At 40.3% G+C, this 22545-nt stretch carries 6 protein-coding genes, 4 tRNA genes and 6 rRNA genes; 15 read left to right on the top strand and 1 reads right to left on the bottom strand.

Features of this window, described 5'->3' with window-relative positions; all coding sequences use genetic code 11:
• Window positions 1-808 precede the first annotated feature (808 nt).
• From ACPF63_RS18805 to ACPF63_RS18735, 15 genes are all read left to right on the top strand, one after another.
• Window positions 809-2325 (top strand): 16S ribosomal RNA (locus ACPF63_RS18805).
• A gap of 197 nt (window positions 2326-2522) precedes the next feature.
• Window positions 2523-2596: transfer RNA gene (locus tag ACPF63_RS18800), tRNA-Ile, on the top strand.
• Window positions 2597-2679: 83 nt separating this feature from the next.
• Window positions 2680-2753: transfer RNA gene (locus ACPF63_RS18795), tRNA-Ala, on the top strand.
• Window positions 2754-2956: 203 nt separating this feature from the next.
• A 23S ribosomal RNA gene (locus ACPF63_RS18790) occupies window positions 2957-5715 on the top strand.
• 143 nt (window positions 5716-5858) lie between these two features.
• Window positions 5859-5966 (top strand): 5S ribosomal RNA (rrf, locus tag ACPF63_RS18785).
• Between the two features lie 1250 nt (window positions 5967-7216).
• A 16S ribosomal RNA gene (locus ACPF63_RS18780) occupies window positions 7217-8733 on the top strand.
• 197 nt (window positions 8734-8930) lie between these two features.
• Window positions 8931-9004, top strand: a tRNA-Ile gene (locus ACPF63_RS18775).
• An 83-nt stretch (window positions 9005-9087) separates the two neighbouring features.
• A tRNA-Ala gene (locus ACPF63_RS18770) sits at window positions 9088-9161 on the top strand.
• A gap of 203 nt (window positions 9162-9364) precedes the next feature.
• Window positions 9365-12123, top strand: a 23S ribosomal RNA gene (locus ACPF63_RS18765).
• Window positions 12124-12266: 143 nt separating this feature from the next.
• A 5S ribosomal RNA gene (rrf, locus tag ACPF63_RS18760) occupies window positions 12267-12374 on the top strand.
• The 16S, 23S and 5S rRNA genes sit together here with 4 tRNA genes alongside, the layout of an rRNA operon.
• A 535-nt stretch (window positions 12375-12909) precedes the next feature.
• Window positions 12910-14076, top strand: a complete 1167-nt coding sequence (locus ACPF63_RS18755) for a T9SS type A sorting domain-containing protein (RefSeq protein WP_426480915.1) — start codon at window positions 12910-12912, stop codon at window positions 14074-14076.
• Between the two features lie 122 nt (window positions 14077-14198).
• Window positions 14199-16850: a 4-alpha-glucanotransferase gene (locus ACPF63_RS18750; protein WP_426480914.1), complete on the top strand. Its 2652-nt coding sequence runs from the start codon at window positions 14199-14201 to the stop codon at window positions 16848-16850.
• 138 nt (window positions 16851-16988) lie between these two features.
• Window positions 16989-17981 carry a hypothetical protein gene (locus tag ACPF63_RS18745; protein WP_426480913.1) on the top strand — a complete coding sequence of 331 codons (993 nt, stop codon included), beginning with the start codon at window positions 16989-16991 and terminating at the stop codon, window positions 17979-17981.
• A gap of 187 nt (window positions 17982-18168) precedes the next feature.
• Window positions 18169-18618, top strand: a complete 450-nt coding sequence (locus tag ACPF63_RS18740; RefSeq protein WP_426480912.1) for a hypothetical protein — start codon at window positions 18169-18171, stop codon at window positions 18616-18618.
• Window positions 18619-18745: 127 nt separating this feature from the next.
• Window positions 18746-19255 carry a ferritin gene (locus ACPF63_RS18735; RefSeq protein ID WP_047374012.1) on the top strand — a complete coding sequence of 170 codons (510 nt, stop codon included), beginning with the start codon at window positions 18746-18748 and terminating at the stop codon, window positions 19253-19255.
• 77 nt (window positions 19256-19332) lie between these two features.
• On the opposite strand, the gene ACPF63_RS18730 is transcribed toward ACPF63_RS18735, so the two are convergent.
• On the bottom strand, window positions 19333-22473 hold the full coding sequence (locus ACPF63_RS18730; protein WP_426480911.1) for a UvrD-helicase domain-containing protein: 3141 nt from the start codon (window positions 22471-22473) through the stop codon (window positions 19333-19335).
• Between the last annotated feature and the right edge of the window lie 72 nt (window positions 22474-22545).

Below are 22545 nucleotides of genomic sequence, written 5' to 3'. Positions count from 1 at the left end.
AATACCCTATACTAAATATACATCATCATCTGTGCAAATCTGTGTGATCTGTGGTTACCCCAATACTCATTCCATAAGAACGCACTATAATCCTGAGCGTAGACGAAGGGAGCCTGTTTTATAAAAGCTTCCCCCTGCACCTTTCCCCCAAACTTCCCTTTATCTTATATATAATAGAATGTATCTTTCATTACTCATTACCCATGATTCCCCTTTCACGCTCAAACCCTCAACCCCTCAAATTCTCCCACCCTCCAACCTTCCACTTGGAATCCCAAACAAATGTTTAAAATTTTTCTCCCTGCGTTCCAGTGTATTAGGGTTAAATATTACGGTGGTGTAAAATTTATGTTAAATAAAGTTGTTTTGCGTTGCAATAAGTTGTTATCTTTGCCCCACTGAAAAACGAGAGTAGTTCGGTAGCGCAGGAGAGCTTTTAGATAAGCATAGACATTATGATACTTCAAAAAGAGGCAGACAAAAAACTTTAATTTTTTTATCAAAAAAAGTTGCGAGTTTAAAAAGAGTTTGTATCTTTGCAATCCCAAATAAAGGGAGCGCAGGAGTAGGGTGATTAAGGTTTAGGAGAGGGATTAAGGTTACTTAAAAAACTTTAAAATTTTCTTTCAAAACATTTGGTCATTAAGAAATAAAGTTTTACTTTTGCACTCGCAAATACGGAGCGCCACTGACAGAAGAGAGTGTTTCGTTATAAAGCGAAAGATATAAAGATCATTGACATACAATATAACAACCAAGTAAGGAAAAACTAAAGCGTAAAAAAACTTTGAGTGAGTCAGACAAACATACAATGGAGAGTTTGATCCTGGCTCAGGATGAACGCTAGCGGGAGGCCTAACACATGCAAGCCGAGCGGTATTGTTTCTTCGGAAATGAGAGAGCGGCGTACGGGTGCGGAACACGTGTGCAACCTGCCTTTATCTGGGGGATAGCCTTTCGAAAGGGAGATTAATACCCCATAATATTTAGAATGGCATCATTTTAAATTGAAAACTCCGGTGGATAGAGATGGGCACGCGCAAGATTAGATAGTTGGTGAGGTAACGGCTCACCAAGTCAACGATCTTTAGGGGGCCTGAGAGGGTGATCCCCCACACTGGTACTGAGACACGGACCAGACTCCTACGGGAGGCAGCAGTGAGGAATATTGGACAATGGGTGAGAGCCTGATCCAGCCATCCCGCGTGAAGGACGACGGCCCTATGGGTTGTAAACTTCTTTTGTATAGGGATAAACCTACCCTCGTGAGGGTAGCTGAAGGTACTATACGAATAAGCACCGGCTAACTCCGTGCCAGCAGCCGCGGTAATACGGAGGGTGCAAGCGTTATCCGGATTTATTGGGTTTAAAGGGTCCGTAGGCGGATCTGTAAGTCAGTGGTGAAATCTCACAGCTTAACTGTGAAACTGCCATTGATACTGCAGGTCTTGAGTGTTGTTGAAGTAGCTGGAATAAGTAGTGTAGCGGTGAAATGCATAGATATTACTTAGAACACCAATTGCGAAGGCAGGTTACTAAGCAACAACTGACGCTGATGGACGAAAGCGTGGGGAGCGAACAGGATTAGATACCCTGGTAGTCCACGCCGTAAACGATGCTAACTCGTTTTTGGGTTTTCGGATTCAGAGACTAAGCGAAAGTGATAAGTTAGCCACCTGGGGAGTACGTTCGCAAGAATGAAACTCAAAGGAATTGACGGGGGCCCGCACAAGCGGTGGATTATGTGGTTTAATTCGATGATACGCGAGGAACCTTACCAAGGCTTAAATGGGAAATGACAGGTTTAGAAATAGACTTTTCTTCGGACATTTTTCAAGGTGCTGCATGGTTGTCGTCAGCTCGTGCCGTGAGGTGTTAGGTTAAGTCCTGCAACGAGCGCAACCCCTGTCACTAGTTGCCATCATTAAGTTGGGGACTCTAGTGAGACTGCCTACGCAAGTAGAGAGGAAGGTGGGGATGACGTCAAATCATCACGGCCCTTACGCCTTGGGCCACACACGTAATACAATGGCCAGTACAGAGGGCAGCTACACGGTGACGTGATGCAAATCTCGAAAGCTGGTCTCAGTTCGGATTGGAGTCTGCAACTCGACTCTATGAAGCTGGAATCGCTAGTAATCGCGCATCAGCCATGGCGCGGTGAATACGTTCCCGGGCCTTGTACACACCGCCCGTCAAGCCATGGAAGTCTGGGGTACCTGAAGTCGGTGACCGTAAAAGGAGCTGCCTAGGGTAAAACAGGTAACTAGGGCTAAGTCGTAACAAGGTAGCCGTACCGGAAGGTGCGGCTGGAACATCTCATTTTAGAGCGTCTAAAGACGATAAAAAAACAAAGGTACTTAAATGTACCATGCACTTACTTCAAAGTAAAGCTTTAGTTTTTTGTTTGGTTGGTTATATTAAAAATACAACACCCACTAGAAATTAGTATAGGGAAAGAGATTGAGAAATGAAGAAGAGGAAAAGTATAACTTACTTACTCATCCCCATAACTCATATAAAGTCTCGTAGCTCAGCTGGTTAGAGCGCTACACTGATAATGTAGAGGTCGGCAGTTCGAGCCTGCCCGAGACTACTAATTAAAGCGGCTGGCAAATAGCTTATAGCTTATGGCAAAAATGCCAGAAGCCAGAAGCAAATAGCCAACAGCAACTAGAGGGGGAATTAGCTCAGCTGGCTAGAGCGCCTGCCTTGCACGCAGGAGGTCAAGGGTTCGACTCCCTTATTCTCCACAGTTTTAGAAGACTGATTTAAAAGTTACGGATAGAGCCAAAAACAATATCTGTTCATCAGTTGGATAAAAAGAAATTAAGATCATTGACATTAACGGTAAAGACATCACAAAGAGATAACCGAGCACTTTCGAGTGCCGAGTTTATAAAAATATCGATAAATTAAATTTATCAAAAAATACTGAACTAATATAATTATTAGGAAAGAAATCGTTAAGGGCGTATGGCGGATGCCTAGGCTTTCAGAGGCGACGAAGGACGTGGTAAGCTGCGAAAAGCTGCGGGGATTGGCACACACGAATTGATCCGCAGATGTCCGAATGGGGCAACCCGGCTGGTTGAAGACCAGTCACCTCTAAGGAGGAGCAAACCCGGAGAACTGAAACATCTAAGTACCCGGAGGAAAAGAAATCGAAGAGATTCCGTAAGTAGTGGCGAGCGAAAGCGGATTAGCCCAAAAGCTGATATATGTTTAATAGAATGTTCTGGAAAGAACGGCCGTAGAGGGTGATAGCCCCGTATATGAAAGGCATATTTGAGTGATAAATGAGTAGGGCGGGACACGTGAAATCCTGTCTGAATATGGGGGGACCATCCTCCAAGGCTAAATACTCCTGAAAGACCGATAGTGAACAAGTACTGTGAAGGAAAGGTGAAAAGCACTTCGAATAGAAGGGTGAAATAGAACCTGAAACCGTACGCCTACAAGCGGTCGGAGCAGCATTAAGCTGTGACGGCGTGCCTTTTGCATAATGAGCCTACGAGTTAATTTTACTAGCGAGGTTAAGGTATTAAGTACCGGAGCCGGAGCGAAAGCGAGTCTGAATAGGGCGTATAGTTAGTAGGATTAGACGCGAAACCTTGTGATCTACCCATGGGCAGGTTGAAGCTCTGGTAACACAGAGTGGAGGACCGAACCGGTTGACGTTGAAAAGTCTTCGGATGACCTGTGGGTAGGGGTGAAAGGCCAATCAAACTGGGAGATAGCTCGTACTCTCCGAAATGCATTTAGGTGCAGCGTCGTATATAAGTTTATTAGAGGTAGAGCTACTGATTGGATGCGGGGGTTTCATCGCCTACCAATTCCTGACAAACTCCGAATGCTAATAAATGTTCTACGGCAGTGAGGGCATGGGTGCTAAGGTCCATGTCCGAGAGGGAAAGAACCCAGACCAACAGCTAAGGTCCCCAAATATATGTTAAGTTGAAGCAACGCGGTTGGACTGCATTGACAGCTAGGATGTTGGCTTGGAAGCAGCCATTCATTTAAAGAGTGCGTAACAGCTCACTAGTCGAGCGGTCCGGCATGGATAATAATCGGGCATAAACATATTACCGAAGCTATGGATTTGTACTTTATGTACATCTGGTAGGAGAGCATTCTATTTGCGCTGAAGCAGTACTGTGAGGTATTGTGGAGCGGATAGAAAAGAAAATGTAGGCATAAGTAACGATAAAGCGGGCGAGAAACCCGCTCACCGAAAGACTAAGGTTTCCTCAGCCATGCTAATCAGCTGAGGGTTAGTCGGGACCTAACGCGAACCCGAAAGGGGTAGTGGATGGACAATGGGTTAATATTCCCATACTTGCTCACACTAAAAAGGGGACGGAGTGCCGTACTTACTGGAGACTGACGGAATAGTCAAGGCCTAGCCTTCGGGCGAAGCTGCTGTAGGGAAAGTGCTTCCAAGAAAAGCCGAAGTGAAGCAACCCGTACCAAAACCGACACAGGTAGTCGAGGAGAGAATCCTAAGGTGCTAGAGTGAATCATGGTTAAGGAACTAGGCAAAATAGTCTCGTAACTTCGGGAGAAGAGACGCCATCAGCAATGGTGGCCGCAGTAAAGAGGCCCAGGCGACTGTTTATCAAAAACACAGGACTCTGCAAAATCGAAAGATGCAGTATAGGGTCTGACACCTGCCCGGTGCTGGAAGGTTAAGGAAGGTGCTTAGGGTTAAACCGAAGGCATTGACTGAAGCCCCAGTAAACGGCGGCCGTAACTATAACGGTCCTAAGGTAGCGAAATTCCTTGTCGGGTAAGTTCCGACCTGCACGAATGGTGTAACGATCTGGGCACTGTCTCAACCATGAGCTCTGTGAAATTGTAGTATCGGTGAAGATGCCGATTACCCGCAATGGGACGAAAAGACCCTGTGAACCTTTACTATAACTTCGTATTGACTTTGAGTAAGTAATGTGTAGGATAGGTGGGAGGCTTTGAAGCTTGCACGCTAGTGTAGGTGGAGCCAACGTTGAAATACCACCCTTTACTTACTTGGAGCCTAACTTCTTAATGGAAGGACATTGCGTGGTGGGTAGTTTGACTGGGGTGGTCGCCTCCAAAAGAGTAACGGAGGCTTTCAAAGGTACCCTCAGCACGCTTGGTAACCGTGCGTAGAGTGTAATGGCATAAGGGTGCTTGACTGTGAGACCTACAAGTCGATCAGGTGCGAAAGCAGGACATAGTGATCCGGTGGTTCCGTATGGAAGGGCCATCGCTCATAGGATAAAAGGTACTCCGGGGATAACAGGCTAGTCTCCCCCAAGAGCTCACATCGACGGGGAGGTTCGGCACCTCGATGTCGGCTCGTCACATCCTGGGGCTGGAGAAGGTCCCAAGGGTTGGGCTGTTCGCCCATTAAAGTGGCACGCGAGCTGGGTTCAGAACGTCGTGAGACAGTTCGGTCTCTATCTATTGCGGGCGTTAGATGTTTGAGAGGGCTTGATTCTAGTACGAGAGGACCGAATTGAACAAACCTCTGGTGTATCAGTTGTACCGCCAGGTGCACTGCTGAGTAGCTACGTTTGGAAGAGATAAGCACTGAAAGCATATAAGTGCGAAACTCGCCTCAAGATGAGACATCTTTTAAGGGTCGTTGGAGATGACGACGTTGATAGGCTACAGGTGTAAAGACAGTAATGTCATAGCCGAGTAGTACTAATTACCCGTAGATTTATAGCCTAATATGGCGCACGAAAGTGCAGCAAGGTTACCTCTTTGTGAAAGTTTTTATCGAAAATAACCAGGTAGCAGATGGTAGCTATTGGGAATCAGGTAAAACCTGTATCCTTTTATCTATACCGTGCAACCTTATATACCTTCTTTAGGGTGGTTTTAGCGGTGGGGCTCACCTGTTCCCATTCCGAACACAGAAGTTAAGCCCACCAGCGCCGATGGTACTGCGAAAGCGGGAGAGTAGGCCGCCGCCAGTTTTTATTTTATTTTTAAAAAATCCTTTATCATAAGATAAAGGATTTTTTTTTGCTGTATACCCAGCCAAGCACAACCCTAAAAGATAAGTAATGAGCAATAGGTATACATCATTGATACATATTCCACTCCGTAGGAGTCTATACAATACCTTTTAAATTTTATAATTAAGTAGATCTAAGATTATCAATTTATCAATCACTTAAATATTAAAACATCTATAGTATTCCTTTGAACTCTTAAGATTCTAATAAATAAGACTTGATTCCTAAGGAATGACATAATTGGGAAAAGGGATATTAGTATGATTTATAACTTATCACTCATCACTCCATAGTTCATACGCAGAACCCAGAATCCAGAATCCAGAATCCAGAATTATTCATCCTTTACAGAACTTATATAAATCTTTGCCTGTATTTTGTACATAGTATAAAGTTAAAGTGCTGTATTGCTTGTACACTCTAGAATCTATATAATCTACTTTCAATTAATTTCATGTTTGAATCTTAGAACCAAATAAATTTATAGTTTGATACATTTCTGGTATGTAAATTATATTCCATAAAATTTTTGTCCGCTTTGAGGTACTTGATTAGAAGTATATTACTATGATAAATATCCCATATAAATGCAATTGCTTTTGGAGATTTATGTATTAGAATTAAATCTTATGTATAGAATTTAATGATATTCATTTCTAAATACTTATTGTGGATAACTATAAATTGTAATTAATTATCTGAATAACATATATATACGGGAATAGTTATCCACTTTGTATATTTTTATGTTAAATAAAGTTGTTTTGCGTTGCAATAAGTTGTTATCTTTGCCCCACTGAAAAACGAGAGTAATACAGTAGCGCAGGAGAGCTTTTAGATAAGCATAGACATTATGATACTTCAACAAGAGGCAGACAAAAAACTTTAATTTTTTTTATCAAAAAAAAGTTGCGAGTTTAAAAAGAGTTTGTATCTTTGCAATCCCAAATAAAGGGAGCGCAGGAGTAGGGTGATTAAGGTTTAGGAGAGGGATTAAGGTTACTTAAAAAACTTTAAAATTTTCTTTCAAAACATTTGGTCATTAAGAAATAAAGTTTTACTTTTGCACTCGCAAATACGGAGCGCCACTGACAGAAGAGAGTGTTTCGTTACAAAGCGAAAGATATAAAGATCATTGACATACAATATAACAACCAAGTAAGGAAAAACTAAAGCGTAAAAAAACTTTGAGTGAGTCAGACAAACATACAATGGAGAGTTTGATCCTGGCTCAGGATGAACGCTAGCGGGAGGCCTAACACATGCAAGCCGAGCGGTATTGTTTCTTCGGAAATGAGAGAGCGGCGTACGGGTGCGGAACACGTGTGCAACCTGCCTTTATCTGGGGGATAGCCTTTCGAAAGGGAGATTAATACCCCATAATATTTAGAATGGCATCATTTTAAATTGAAAACTCCGGTGGATAGAGATGGGCACGCGCAAGATTAGATAGTTGGTGAGGTAACGGCTCACCAAGTCAACGATCTTTAGGGGGCCTGAGAGGGTGATCCCCCACACTGGTACTGAGACACGGACCAGACTCCTACGGGAGGCAGCAGTGAGGAATATTGGACAATGGGTGAGAGCCTGATCCAGCCATCCCGCGTGAAGGACGACGGCCCTATGGGTTGTAAACTTCTTTTGTATAGGGATAAACCTACCCTCGTGAGGGTAGCTGAAGGTACTATACGAATAAGCACCGGCTAACTCCGTGCCAGCAGCCGCGGTAATACGGAGGGTGCAAGCGTTATCCGGATTTATTGGGTTTAAAGGGTCCGTAGGCGGATCTGTAAGTCAGTGGTGAAATCTCACAGCTTAACTGTGAAACTGCCATTGATACTGCAGGTCTTGAGTGTTGTTGAAGTAGCTGGAATAAGTAGTGTAGCGGTGAAATGCATAGATATTACTTAGAACACCAATTGCGAAGGCAGGTTACTAAGCAACAACTGACGCTGATGGACGAAAGCGTGGGGAGCGAACAGGATTAGATACCCTGGTAGTCCACGCCGTAAACGATGCTAACTCGTTTTTGGGTTTTCGGATTCAGAGACTAAGCGAAAGTGATAAGTTAGCCACCTGGGGAGTACGTTCGCAAGAATGAAACTCAAAGGAATTGACGGGGGCCCGCACAAGCGGTGGATTATGTGGTTTAATTCGATGATACGCGAGGAACCTTACCAAGGCTTAAATGGGAAATGACAGGTTTAGAAATAGACTTTTCTTCGGACATTTTTCAAGGTGCTGCATGGTTGTCGTCAGCTCGTGCCGTGAGGTGTTAGGTTAAGTCCTGCAACGAGCGCAACCCCTGTCACTAGTTGCCATCATTAAGTTGGGGACTCTAGTGAGACTGCCTACGCAAGTAGAGAGGAAGGTGGGGATGACGTCAAATCATCACGGCCCTTACGCCTTGGGCCACACACGTAATACAATGGCCAGTACAGAGGGCAGCTACACGGTGACGTGATGCAAATCTCGAAAGCTGGTCTCAGTTCGGATTGGAGTCTGCAACTCGACTCTATGAAGCTGGAATCGCTAGTAATCGCGCATCAGCCATGGCGCGGTGAATACGTTCCCGGGCCTTGTACACACCGCCCGTCAAGCCATGGAAGTCTGGGGTACCTGAAGTCGGTGACCGTAAAAGGAGCTGCCTAGGGTAAAACAGGTAACTAGGGCTAAGTCGTAACAAGGTAGCCGTACCGGAAGGTGCGGCTGGAACATCTCATTTTAGAGCGTCTAAAGACGATAAAAAAACAAAGGTACTTAAATGTACCATGCACTTACTTCAAAGTAAAGCTTTAGTTTTTTGTTTGGTTGGTTATATTAAAAATACAACACCCACTAGAAATTAGTATAGGGAAAGAGATTGAGAAATGAAGAAGAGGAAAAGTATAACTTACTTACTCATCCCCATAACTCATATAAAGTCTCGTAGCTCAGCTGGTTAGAGCGCTACACTGATAATGTAGAGGTCGGCAGTTCGAGCCTGCCCGAGACTACTAATTAAAGCGGCTGGCAAATAGCTTATAGCTTATGGCAAAAATGCCAGAAGCCAGAAGCAAATAGCCAACAGCAACTAGAGGGGGAATTAGCTCAGCTGGCTAGAGCGCCTGCCTTGCACGCAGGAGGTCAAGGGTTCGACTCCCTTATTCTCCACAGTTTTAGAAGACTGATTTAAAAGTTACGGATAGAGCCAAAAACAATATCTGTTCATCAGTTGGATAAAAAGAAATTAAGATCATTGACATTAACGGTAAAGACATCACAAAGAGATAACCGAGCACTTTCGAGTGCCGAGTTTATAAAAATATCGATAAATTAAATTTATCAAAAAATACTGAACTAATATAATTATTAGGAAAGAAATCGTTAAGGGCGTATGGCGGATGCCTAGGCTTTCAGAGGCGACGAAGGACGTGGTAAGCTGCGAAAAGCTGCGGGGATTGGCACACACGAATTGATCCGCAGATGTCCGAATGGGGCAACCCGGCTGGTTGAAGACCAGTCACCTCTAAGGAGGAGCAAACCCGGAGAACTGAAACATCTAAGTACCCGGAGGAAAAGAAATCGAAGAGATTCCGTAAGTAGTGGCGAGCGAAAGCGGATTAGCCCAAAAGCTGATATATGTTTAATAGAATGTTCTGGAAAGAACGGCCGTAGAGGGTGATAGCCCCGTATATGAAAGGCATATTTGAGTGATAAATGAGTAGGGCGGGACACGTGAAATCCTGTCTGAATATGGGGGGACCATCCTCCAAGGCTAAATACTCCTGAAAGACCGATAGTGAACAAGTACTGTGAAGGAAAGGTGAAAAGCACTTCGAATAGAAGGGTGAAATAGAACCTGAAACCGTACGCCTACAAGCGGTCGGAGCAGCATTAAGCTGTGACGGCGTGCCTTTTGCATAATGAGCCTACGAGTTAATTTTACTAGCGAGGTTAAGGTATTAAGTACCGGAGCCGGAGCGAAAGCGAGTCTGAATAGGGCGTATAGTTAGTAGGATTAGACGCGAAACCTTGTGATCTACCCATGGGCAGGTTGAAGCTCTGGTAACACAGAGTGGAGGACCGAACCGGTTGACGTTGAAAAGTCTTCGGATGACCTGTGGGTAGGGGTGAAAGGCCAATCAAACTGGGAGATAGCTCGTACTCTCCGAAATGCATTTAGGTGCAGCGTCGTATATAAGTTTATTAGAGGTAGAGCTACTGATTGGATGCGGGGGTTTCATCGCCTACCAATTCCTGACAAACTCCGAATGCTAATAAATGTTCTACGGCAGTGAGGGCATGGGTGCTAAGGTCCATGTCCGAGAGGGAAAGAACCCAGACCAACAGCTAAGGTCCCCAAATATATGTTAAGTTGAAGCAACGCGGTTGGACTGCATTGACAGCTAGGATGTTGGCTTGGAAGCAGCCATTCATTTAAAGAGTGCGTAACAGCTCACTAGTCGAGCGGTCCGGCATGGATAATAATCGGGCATAAACATATTACCGAAGCTATGGATTTGTACTTTATGTACATCTGGTAGGAGAGCATTCTATTTGCGCTGAAGCAGTACTGTGAGGTATTGTGGAGCGGATAGAAAAGAAAATGTAGGCATAAGTAACGATAAAGCGGGCGAGAAACCCGCTCACCGAAAGACTAAGGTTTCCTCAGCCATGCTAATCAGCTGAGGGTTAGTCGGGACCTAACGCGAACCCGAAAGGGGTAGTGGATGGACAATGGGTTAATATTCCCATACTTGCTCACACTAAAAAGGGGACGGAGTGCCGTACTTACTGGAGACTGACGGAATAGTCAAGGCCTAGCCTTCGGGCGAAGCTGCTGTAGGGAAAGTGCTTCCAAGAAAAGCCGAAGTGAAGCAACCCGTACCAAAACCGACACAGGTAGTCGAGGAGAGAATCCTAAGGTGCTAGAGTGAATCATGGTTAAGGAACTAGGCAAAATAGTCTCGTAACTTCGGGAGAAGAGACGCCATCAGCAATGGTGGCCGCAGTAAAGAGGCCCAGGCGACTGTTTATCAAAAACACAGGACTCTGCAAAATCGAAAGATGCAGTATAGGGTCTGACACCTGCCCGGTGCTGGAAGGTTAAGGAAGGTGCTTAGGGTTAAACCGAAGGCATTGACTGAAGCCCCAGTAAACGGCGGCCGTAACTATAACGGTCCTAAGGTAGCGAAATTCCTTGTCGGGTAAGTTCCGACCTGCACGAATGGTGTAACGATCTGGGCACTGTCTCAACCATGAGCTCTGTGAAATTGTAGTATCGGTGAAGATGCCGATTACCCGCAATGGGACGAAAAGACCCTGTGAACCTTTACTATAACTTCGTATTGACTTTGAGTAAGTAATGTGTAGGATAGGTGGGAGGCTTTGAAGCTTGCACGCTAGTGTAGGTGGAGCCAACGTTGAAATACCACCCTTTACTTACTTGGAGCCTAACTTCTTAATGGAAGGACATTGCGTGGTGGGTAGTTTGACTGGGGTGGTCGCCTCCAAAAGAGTAACGGAGGCTTTCAAAGGTACCCTCAGCACGCTTGGTAACCGTGCGTAGAGTGTAATGGCATAAGGGTGCTTGACTGTGAGACCTACAAGTCGATCAGGTGCGAAAGCAGGACATAGTGATCCGGTGGTTCCGTATGGAAGGGCCATCGCTCATAGGATAAAAGGTACTCCGGGGATAACAGGCTAGTCTCCCCCAAGAGCTCACATCGACGGGGAGGTTCGGCACCTCGATGTCGGCTCGTCACATCCTGGGGCTGGAGAAGGTCCCAAGGGTTGGGCTGTTCGCCCATTAAAGTGGCACGCGAGCTGGGTTCAGAACGTCGTGAGACAGTTCGGTCTCTATCTATTGCGGGCGTTAGATGTTTGAGAGGGCTTGATTCTAGTACGAGAGGACCGAATTGAACAAACCTCTGGTGTATCAGTTGTACCGCCAGGTGCACTGCTGAGTAGCTACGTTTGGAAGAGATAAGCACTGAAAGCATATAAGTGCGAAACTCGCCTCAAGATGAGACATCTTTTAAGGGTCGTTGGAGATGACGACGTTGATAGGCTACAGGTGTAAAGACAGTAATGTCATAGCCGAGTAGTACTAATTACCCGTAGATTTATAGCCTAATATGGCGCACGAAAGTGCAGCAAGGTTACCTCTTTGTGAAAGTTTTTATCGAAAATAACCAGGTAGCAGATGGTAGCTATTGGGAATCAGGTAAAACCTGTATCCTTTTATCTATACCGTGCAACCTTATATACCTTCTTTAGGGTGGTTTTAGCGGTGGGGCTCACCTGTTCCCATTCCGAACACAGAAGTTAAGCCCACCAGCGCCGATGGTACTGCGAAAGCGGGAGAGTAGGCCGCCGCCAGTTTTTATTTTATTTTTAAAAAATCCTTTATCTTATGATAAAGGATTTTTTTTTGCGTTATACCCAAGCCTATACCCAACTCATAAATAATAGGCAATCAGCAATCAATAATGATTGACTGTCCCCTATTGTAATCCAAGATCATTGATTATTTACCGTTTATCATTGATACATACTCCACTCCGTAGGAGTTTATACAATACATTTTATATTCTGTAGTTTATCCTTTGAATCCTTTAGACTCTAATACTTGGATTCCTACGGAATGACATAATTGGGAAAAGGGATATTAGTATGATTTAGAACTTATCACTTCTCACCTCACTGATCTTACTCCTCACTTATCTGTTATAGTGCATTTAAACTATTACAGTCACCTATCAAACTGATTAAACAGGAAGAAGAAATGACTGATAACAGCTGTGTATTCATTAATTTATCATCAACTTTATTCAAATATCCGGGATTTTTGTTTTTTAACTTGAAAATTGTGTAATTTAGTAATATCAAAATGATTACGAATCTAAAAATATATAATATGAAAAAACATTTATTCCCTCTATTTTTACTGTTATTTGGTGTGAATGCACAAGCACAGCAAGATTTCTTTGCGATTGCAGGAAAAGAGACCCAGAGTATTACTTTCAATGATTTTCGCACAATTGATGCAGCTAATGGAACTTCCGGAGAGAAAGTTTTTACTGCCGATTCTTCAACAAAAGTTTTTTCGCAGACTAGAAGAGGTATTGTAGCTGAAGATAAAAACTCTTACAGTAATTCTCAAGCCATAACTCTGGCTGCCCTGGCCTATGATTCTTCGAATAATAATCTGGTGTATATGCCTATGTTTTCGTCTAATATCTATGTTTTAAATCCACAGACTAAAGAGATTACGTTGGTAGAAAATACTGTTGCAAGAGTATCATCATGTGATATCAATTCTCATATTACAAGAATGGCAACAGGGTATAATGGGAGTATTTATGCTGTGAATAATGCCGGAACACAGTTTCTGGAAATTAGTAAAAAAAGTGGACAATATGTAGTAAATGATCTTGGGATTATCAAGGATGATTCGTCTAACGGTAGAAATTCATTTACAGCTATGGAAACTGGTTTTGGTGGAGATATGATTGCTGATGCAGATAATAACTTCTATGTTTTTGCAGCTTCAGGAAATGTTTTCAAGGTGCTGACAAAAGATTTAAAAGCTAAATTTGTGGGTAAAATCACCGGAATTCCGGATAATTATTCTGTAAATGGATCCGCTGTAAATGCTCAGGGTAAAGTGGTAATTGCAAGTGCTAAAGGAGCTTCCTTGTATGAAGTAGATCTTGCAACTTTACAGGCAAAGCAGCTTCCTGGAGAACAAGGGCTGCATATTTATGATTTGGCAAGTAAATATTTTGTGAATGATAAAACTTCCAGTATCAATGCTGTGGCAGCTAATCTGGATATTTATCCGACAAAGGTAGATGAGCATTATATCAACGTTCATGCTGATAAGAATATAAAAGGTAATATTAAACTGAATATCTTTGATATGTCAGGTAAAAATGTGATGACTCAGGATCTTTCTGTAAAAGATGCTTCGCTGGATGAGAAAGTATATCTTAAAGGATTGGTGAGTGGAGCTTATATTGTAAATATTACTGATGAATCCGGAAAAGCAATATTCAATAAGAAGATTCTCGTAACAAGATAATTACAAAATATAATTAAGAAGGACCTTCTCAAATCAATTTGAGAAGGTTTTTTTAATGATTATTTGATATTCAATAAGTTTTATTTTTCGATATTAAAATGTATTTTTATAAAAAAATATAGATGAAACTATACTTTAATGTAGGATATATTGTAAAAGCTGGAGAAAATTTGCAGTTGGTAATTGGTGAAGAAGGAGCTGCAGTACATATCCATACTATGTTTTATGCTGAGAATGGTTTGTGGAAATGTGAAGTTGACAATTTCTCAAAATCTATTTCTTACCAATACCTGGTAGTCAATGAAAAAGGTAATGTATTAAGAGAGGAATTTGTTTCGCATCATCTTAATTTTCCCCATAATTATAAGGAGTTTATAGTTTTTGACGAATGGAATAACAAAAATTTTCCTGAAAACTATTTAAACAACAAAATCCTTTACAACAAGCTGCATGATTTTGTTCCCGAAAAAATAACGGTTTTAAAAAAACATACTCATTTATTCAGAATAGAAGCACCTATTTATAATCCGGATTGGAGAATTGTACTCTTTGGAAGCACTGCATCCTTAGGAAGCTGGAGTTATGAAAAAGTTATTCCCCTGCATCAGACAGATTTCGGAATGTGGGAAGCTTCTGTAGAAATTCCGGAAGATGAATTTATCCAATTCAAATATTGCATTTATGATACCAAAGAGAACAGAGTCATTGATGTAGAAACAGGAGAGAACAGATTTACGGTAGCTAATCTATTAAGTGATGTTCTGCAGATTGTTTCCAATCATTATTTTAGATTCAAAGGATATCAGATGTATCATGATGCCGGAGTTGCTGTTCCTGTATTTTCTTTGAGAAGTGAAGACGGTTTCGGTGTAGGAGAATTTGCGGATATTAAAAAATTAGCAGATTGGGCAAAAGAAACGAATCTTGGTATTATTCAGATTCTTCCAATCAATGATACAACAGCAAATTATTCCTGGACGGATTCTTATCCTTATGCAGCAGTATCTGTCTATGCTCTGCATCCACAATATATCTCTATAGAAAAGCTTGATTATTCTTTACCGAAAGAATTAGTTGATTCGTATTTAACTGAAAAAGAGAAGTTAAATGCTTTGGACCTGATTGATTATGAAAAAATGATCGAAGGTAAATGGAAATATCTTACTGCTGTTTTCTATGCAGAGAAAGATAAAATCTACAAAGACAGAAACTTCAAAAAATTCATCAAGGATAATGAATATTGGTTGGTTCCCTATTCTGCATTCTGCGTATTGAGGGACAAATATAAGACACCCAATTTCAACGAGTGGAAAACCCATAAAAAATATATTGCAGGAAAAATTTTACAGTTTTTCACAACAAAAAATAAAGATTATGATATCTCAATGCTTCATGCCTGGGTACAGTATCAATTGCATGTACAGCTGAAGGATGCTGTTGACTATGCCCATAACCTGGGAATTTCGTTGAAGGGAGATCTTCCGATTGGAATTTACAGATATTCCGTAGAAGCCTGGACAGAGCCGGAATTATTCGGGATGGATTTTCAGGCAGGTGCTCCACCTGATCAGTTTACAGAACTTGGACAGAACTGGGAATTCCCGACTTACAATTGGGAAGCTATGAAAGCAGATGATTACCGATGGTGGAAAAACAGGTTCAAAGCGCTGGAACAGTATTTTGATGCGATGAGAATTGACCACATTCTTGGTTTCTTCAGAATATGGAGAATGCCTGTTTCTGCGGTACAAGGAATTTTAGGGTACTTTTATCCGGCTGTTCCTATAGTTGCGGAAGAATTTAAAGCCTGGCAGATTCCGTTTAATTTTGATAGGTATTGTAAGCCTTTTATCAACAATCAGATTTTATGGGACTATTTTGGAAAAGATAGTGGGAAAGCTCTTGAATTTATGGACCGCAATGCAGACGGAACCTATATATTCAAAGAAGAATTTGATTCCCAGAGAAAACTGGTTAATTTCTTTAAGAAGAAATCATATGGCCCGCTTGAGGAACAATTGATTTCTCTGTGTGCCAATGTTTTGTTTTTAACAGAAGAGAGAAACGGGAAAACAGTTTATCACCCAAGGTTCAATGTGTACAATACAGAATCTTACAAACATCTTCCTGAACTGGAGCAGAAAAGTATTTATGATCTGTATCACGATTATTTCTTCAGAAGACAGGATCATCTTTGGTCTGAAAAAGCAATGGAAAAACTTCCCGTTATCCTGAATGCCACTAAAATGCTGATTTGCGGTGAAGATCTGGGAATGGTTCCTGCATGTGTACCGGTTGTAATGGACGAATTAGCTATCATTGCTTTGAAGGTACAGAGAATGCCTTCTGAAAATATTCCTTTCTATAATCCTAAGAATGCAAGCTATATGAATGTAGTGACAGCATCTTCACACGACAGCTCAACCTTGAGACAGTGGTGGAAAGAAGATCCTGCTCTTACACAAAAATATTTCAACCAGCAGCTGATACAGTATGGTAAAGCCCCTGCAGATTTGAACCCTCATCTTGCTGAGATCATTATGAAGCAGCATTTATATAATGATGCTATGCTGGCTATTTTCCCGATTCAGGAATTTCTGGCAACAGATGCAGAACTCGCTAATAAAAATATTGATAATGAAAGAATCAACAATCCTGCGGTTTTCCCACATTATTGGCGTTACAGAATGCATATAAAACTGGAAGACCTTAAAAAGAAAGAATCTTTCAATGATAAGATTGCTTTTTGGATAAAAGACAGTGGTAGATTGTAAATTTAACACCTGATTATCAATTGGTTAAAAATAATTTAAAAGAAGTTTGATCTTACGATTTAACTTTTTTTTTTATTTGTATCAAAAAGATAGAATTAAGATATTCTGCTATATATTAACCAATTAACGACTATAGAGATGAAAAAAATATTTTTAGGATTAGCTTTTGGGTTAGGCGTTTTGACGTCAGCTCAGCAGTATCCGAACAATGGTTGGGGTGATGATGGTTATTATCAGAATGGAGATGGCTATTACAGCGATGAAGATGACAGAAATTATTTCCCTGACGATTATTATTACAATTATCCTCAGGACTATTATCCAAGTGATTATTATCAAAGCTATTATAACGACTACAGAGGAAGTATTATTAATATCGACTGGAACGGATTTTTCGTACAGAACAGATTAAGCCGCTGGCAGGTAGATCAGATCATGAGACTTAATAATCTGTATGCAAGTTTTACAGCTTGGAATAATTTCTACCGATATAACCCGGACAGATGGTATTATGATAGATTTTATGCTATGGAAAGAATATTAGGACCAAGAGTATTTGTTGTTTTCCAAAATAACTATTACAGAGGTTCCAGTCCGGTTGTATATTTCCAGAATTACAGAAGATCATACTATGTACCGAGATATACTGTAATGCCAAGATATAGAAATGTCAATATCAATATTTATAGAGTAGACAGATCAAGATTTCGTAGAATGGATAACCCTACTTTTGATATTGTCAGAAGAGACAACAGAGGTGGTAATGGTTTCAGAAATACGAGAACCTCAGAAAATTCAGGTTTCCGTGATAATAACGGAGGTTTCAGAACTAATAACAGCGGAGGATTCAGAGGAAATTCTGATAATGGAGGAACCCGAGGAAATACTGACAACAATGGAGGTTTCAGAACTAATAACAGTGGAGGAACCCGAGGAAATGCTGATAATAATGGAGGATTCAGAAGTAATAATGGAAGCGGTTTCAGAGGAAACAGTGAAGTGAGAAGAGAAGCTCCTAAAAGAGAAGATAATGGCGGATTCAGAGGAAATAATGGAGGAGGCTCCAGACAAAAATCTGAAAGTTCTAACCGTGGTAATGGAGGCTTTAGAGGCAGCTTAGTAAAGAATTAATTTTCATATATTATATTTAAGTGGTGTGAAGGGCAGGTTTTTATAATCTGTCCTTTTTTTTGTTTATTTATTGATTTATTTTTATTAAAATTTAACATTATTTATGAATTTGTTAATTTAACTTCTGTTTTAATTAATAATCAAAAAGGTATAATAACAACATAACAATTAATTAAATTTTAAAAAGATGAAAAAATTAGTTTTAGCAATAGCATTTATCGGAATGGGAAGTTTTGCAATGGCACAACAGACTACAACTCCACAAGACAGACAGGCAAGAGCTGTGGAAATGAAACAGAAAATGGAGCAGAAACAGCAGGAACGCCTTGCAGAAATGAAAAAAGACCTTAATCTGAACGAGTCTCAGGTAGCGCAGATAAAGGACCTTCAGGACAAAAGAAATGCTGAAAGAAAAGCTGAGTTTGAGAAAAATAAAGGAGACAGACAAGCTAAAATGCAGGAAATGATGGCCAAGAAAGCACAGATGGATGCTGACATGAAAAAAATTCTAAACCCTGAGCAATATGATAAATGGCAGGCTGACAGAAAAGCAAAAGCAGAAAAAATGAAGATGGCAATGAAAGAAAGAAAAATGATGAAAAAGCCGATGAATACTGGAACAGCTGATGTAAAATAGCAGCCTGTAATTTTAGTTTTTTAATGTGATAAGGATGGATGTTTTTCCATCCTTTTTGTATTAATTTTCTTTAAAACCTTTGATTTCGGGCTTTTATTCCTTATTTTTGACTATAAATTTAATACTTATGGTTAGCGAAAAAATTGCAAAATTAATTAACGAACAAATTGCCCACGAACAATACGCCGCTCAATATTATCTTTCAATGTCTGCATGGTTTTCTGGAAAAGATCTGGATGGAATTGCCAACTATTTCAGAGTACAGAGTAAAGAAGAATTAATGCACGCAGATAAAATGTTTGATTATTTGAATGATGTAGGCGGGGAAATTATCATCGGAGAAATTCCAAAACCTCCACATGAGTTCGAAAATGCTACAGATATTTTTGAGAAAGCATTGGCACATGAGAAAATAGTAACTAAAAGTATTTTCAATATTGTAAAAAATGCAAACGATGAAGGAGATTTTGCAACAACGTCATTCCTGCAGTGGTTTATCAACGAACAGGTAGAAGAAGAAGCCAGCGCTTCTCAGTACGTAACGAAAATCAAAATGGTATGCGATAATCCATCAGCACTATACCTTTTTGACCAGGAATTGTCTCAGAGAGTATTTGTTCCTGCTACAACAGCTTAAGACTAAAACTTCTCAAAATATAAAACCGCTATCCGATAGAATAGCGGTTTTTATTTTTTTTATCTGAATAGGAAAATTTAAAGATAAATAATCTGAGTTTTAAGAACCTTTTTCCCCAGACGTTCAAGAATATTCTTATAACCTTCTACCTGTGCCTCGTCTTTGGTTTTCTGTTCACCTGTTTTAAAATCAACAATGATATAACCTTCCTCACCTTTTAAAATACGGTCAGGCCTGAAGATATGACTTTCCCCGTTTTCAGAGATCATAATATCTTTCTCATTGATCACTTCCCATTTTTCATCAAAGAATTCTGCATAAGTCTTCACGATCTCCTCTAATGTAAGCTGTATTTCATTTTTTTCCTCCAGTGTAATCTGGCCTTCCAGCGCATAGCCTTCCAGCACCTTTGATATATCTTTTTCAGTATTGATTTTTGATAAAAGCTCATGAACAAATAGCCCGATCCTTACCTTTTCATTTCGTACCTGATAGTTTTTAGACGGTGTCGCAATCTTGATAGATGTACTTTTTTCATTAACATTCTTAAGATCCTGAATATTCTGCGTTTTAAAAAATGAACTTTTATCTTTCGAGTATTTTTTCAACAGTTCAGGATTCACTTCATACACATCAAACTCATCAGACTGTTCAGTATTTTTTGTTTGAAGGAATTCAAGAAGCTCGAGATTATTAGAGGTCTTATTGGCTTTCTGAAGATAGAAAAACAGCTGCTCAACGGGTCTGGTAGTTGCAACATACTGCAGACATAGCCTGTCAATCATGTTTTTATAAGCATTTTTACTGTTAAAAAACAGGATTTCCTCATCATAAACTTCCAGGTTCTTATTAAACTGATTGATGTTCACAGATTTTAAAGCTTCATTTTCATTCGTATCAAACCAGTTGGTAAATTCATTATCCCGGTTTTTGTTCATCATAGGAATAAAAACAATAGGGAACTCCAGCCCTTTGGACTTGTGGATGGTCATGATCTGAATGGCATCAATGTTTTCCGAAGCCTGAATGGTGTAAGAAGAAGCTTCTTCATCCCAATATTTCAAAAATTCCTTCGTACTGGCACCCGCATTCTGGGTGAAGTTGAAAAGCATTTCCAGGAAATTCAGTAAAAAGTCGGTTTCTTTGTTTTCAACAGAAAATTCGTTGATGTAATATTCTATAAAGTTATATAGATTAAACCTTGGAAAATTATCCTGCTTAAGCTGCAGTGAATATTTCTCCTTAATAAACTGAAGTATTTCTTCATGACCTTCAATGTCCAGAATTTCTTTCATTTCTGAAGTGAAATCCGGCATATGAATTTTTCCCAATGTATTCAGATGATACATCATCATAATCAGGCAATGTTTATTCTTAGGATTAAGTTCCCATCGCAGAAATTCAATCACAGCCTTTAAAGTATTGGAAAGTTCCAGTGTAAGACCTTTATCGGAAATCGTTTTAATATTCGTTTCCTCACCGCGATATTTAACTTTTAAATTTCCCAGCTTTTGAGAGTAGCTGAAAATATCAAAATTTCCACGACAAAGAATAGTGATATCAGAAAACTTAAAGCCATTGTCCAGGCATTCCTGGATGTCTTTCCGCATTCTTTCTGAAGTATCATTGTAGAACTCTTCATTCGTAAGATTGTCGATCAGGTTCACCTTTACACGCCCGTCAAACTTTGATTTTGGACTTTGCTCGGCATCTTCTCCGAAAATATTCTTATGTTCTTCCAAAAGTCCTTCAGAATGGAAACGGTACAGCTCATTGTTGAACTGTACAATATTTCTGGCACTTCTCCAGTTGTCCTTTAACACAAGAAGATCAGCTTCCTTAGGTGAGAATTCTTTCTTGTTGATAATATCCAGCATCAGTTTACTCTCTCCACCACGGAATCTGTAAATACTCTGCTTGGGATCACCCACTAAAGTAAATGAAGTATATTCCGTAGAAACACTGTGATCTCTCAGCGGAACAAAATTTTGCCACTGCAGTTCTGATGTATCCTGAAACTCATCAAAGAAATAATGCTGAAACTGTGATCCTACCTTTTCATAAATAAAAGCAGAAGGTTCGTTTTTAAGATTTTCATTGATCAGAATATTAAATTTAGAAAGAAGAACAAGATCATTTTCCTCTTCAATTTTTTGAAGTTCATCCTGAATATCCTTATTTACCTTTAAGGGAAGAAGAGCCGACAAAACTTTTTCTTTCTTCTGGGTTTCAATGTACAGAAGGATAAGTTTCATTCTGTTATCAAGAAGTGAGTCAAGAATCTCAAAAATCTCAGACTCTTTATGCTTTGACTTGGAAGATGCTCCCTTTCTGTAATTATTGATGACAGACTCTTCCTGAGTAGTAGGAAAAGGAAATCCGGTTCTTTTCTGTTGGTAAAAATCTATGACTTTAGTAAAGAAGCCTCCAATTCCGTTTTTACCCTGAGCAAAATCTTCAATATCAATATTTCTGGATTTGAATAATTCAATAGAACTGGCTGCAAGTTCTGCAGACTGTTTTTTGTTGAGAACAATTTCTTTACGAAGTGTATTTTTTATATTCTCGTAGCTGGCATCGTCAAAACTCTTATTGCTTTTCAGATGTTCATAGTGAATATCCTTTACAAATTCTTTTGCCGAATCATAAAGGTTTTTGTTAAGATTAATTCTTTCATTGTTTTCAAGACTATAATCTACATAGTCCATGAAAGAATTGGAGATCGTTTCATTCTCCCCAATCTGGTCCAGCATCTTATCAACGGCTTCTATCAAAAAGGGTTCAGCTTCAATTTCAAGATTAAAATTTTTAGCCAGTCCCAATTCATAAGAAAAGCTTCTTACCAGCCTTGAATTAAAACGGTCAATAGTTCCGATATTCAATGTGGAATAATTGTGGAGAACGTAATCCAGCAGTTTCTTAGAACGGTGATGCAGCTCATCAATCGTAATTTTTAGTCCCTGTTCTTCAAATGCTTTCTGGATATTTTTCAGATCTGTATTCTCTGCATACTCTTTAGCGGAAAAATTTCCTAACCATGATAAAATTCTTTCCTTCATCTCGTTCGCGGCCTTATTCGTAAAGGTCAGAGCGAGAATATTCCTTATCGACTGTTGTTGATTAGGATAGCGGAGACAGATCATCAATAGCCTTTGTACCAGAGCATATGTTTTCCCAGATCCGGCAGAAGCATTGATGACTGTGTAAGAATTTTGCATTGTAAAGAGAGAATTGAGACTGCAAGTTAGCTAAAATTTAAAAGAAACTTTAACAATTTAATCAGGCTATTT

The organism is Chryseobacterium sp. R2ACT005, from assembly GCF_049949215.1.
GTDB lineage: Bacteria > Bacteroidota > Bacteroidia > Flavobacteriales > Weeksellaceae > Chryseobacterium.
Note: the sequence above shows the minus strand (reverse complement) of the source record. Positions and strands in the feature narration are given on the sequence as shown.

What these genes read in the sequence shown, in the direction of transcription:
- ACPF63_RS18755 (WP_426480915.1), top strand. Translation starts at nt 12,910, where the DNA reads ATGAAAAAACATTTATTCCCTCTATTTTTACTGTTATTTGGTGTGAAT.
- ACPF63_RS18730 (WP_426480911.1), bottom strand. Translation starts at nt 22,473, where the DNA reads ATGCAAAATTCTTACACAGTCATCAATGCTTCTGCCGGATCTGGGAAA.
- ACPF63_RS18745 (WP_426480913.1), top strand. Translation starts at nt 16,989, where the DNA reads ATGAAAAAAATATTTTTAGGATTAGCTTTTGGGTTAGGCGTTTTGACG.
- ACPF63_RS18740 (WP_426480912.1), top strand. Translation starts at nt 18,169, where the DNA reads ATGAAAAAATTAGTTTTAGCAATAGCATTTATCGGAATGGGAAGTTTT.
- ACPF63_RS18750 (WP_426480914.1), top strand. Translation starts at nt 14,199, where the DNA reads ATGAAACTATACTTTAATGTAGGATATATTGTAAAAGCTGGAGAAAAT.
- ACPF63_RS18735 (WP_047374012.1), top strand. Translation starts at nt 18,746, where the DNA reads ATGGTTAGCGAAAAAATTGCAAAATTAATTAACGAACAAATTGCCCAC.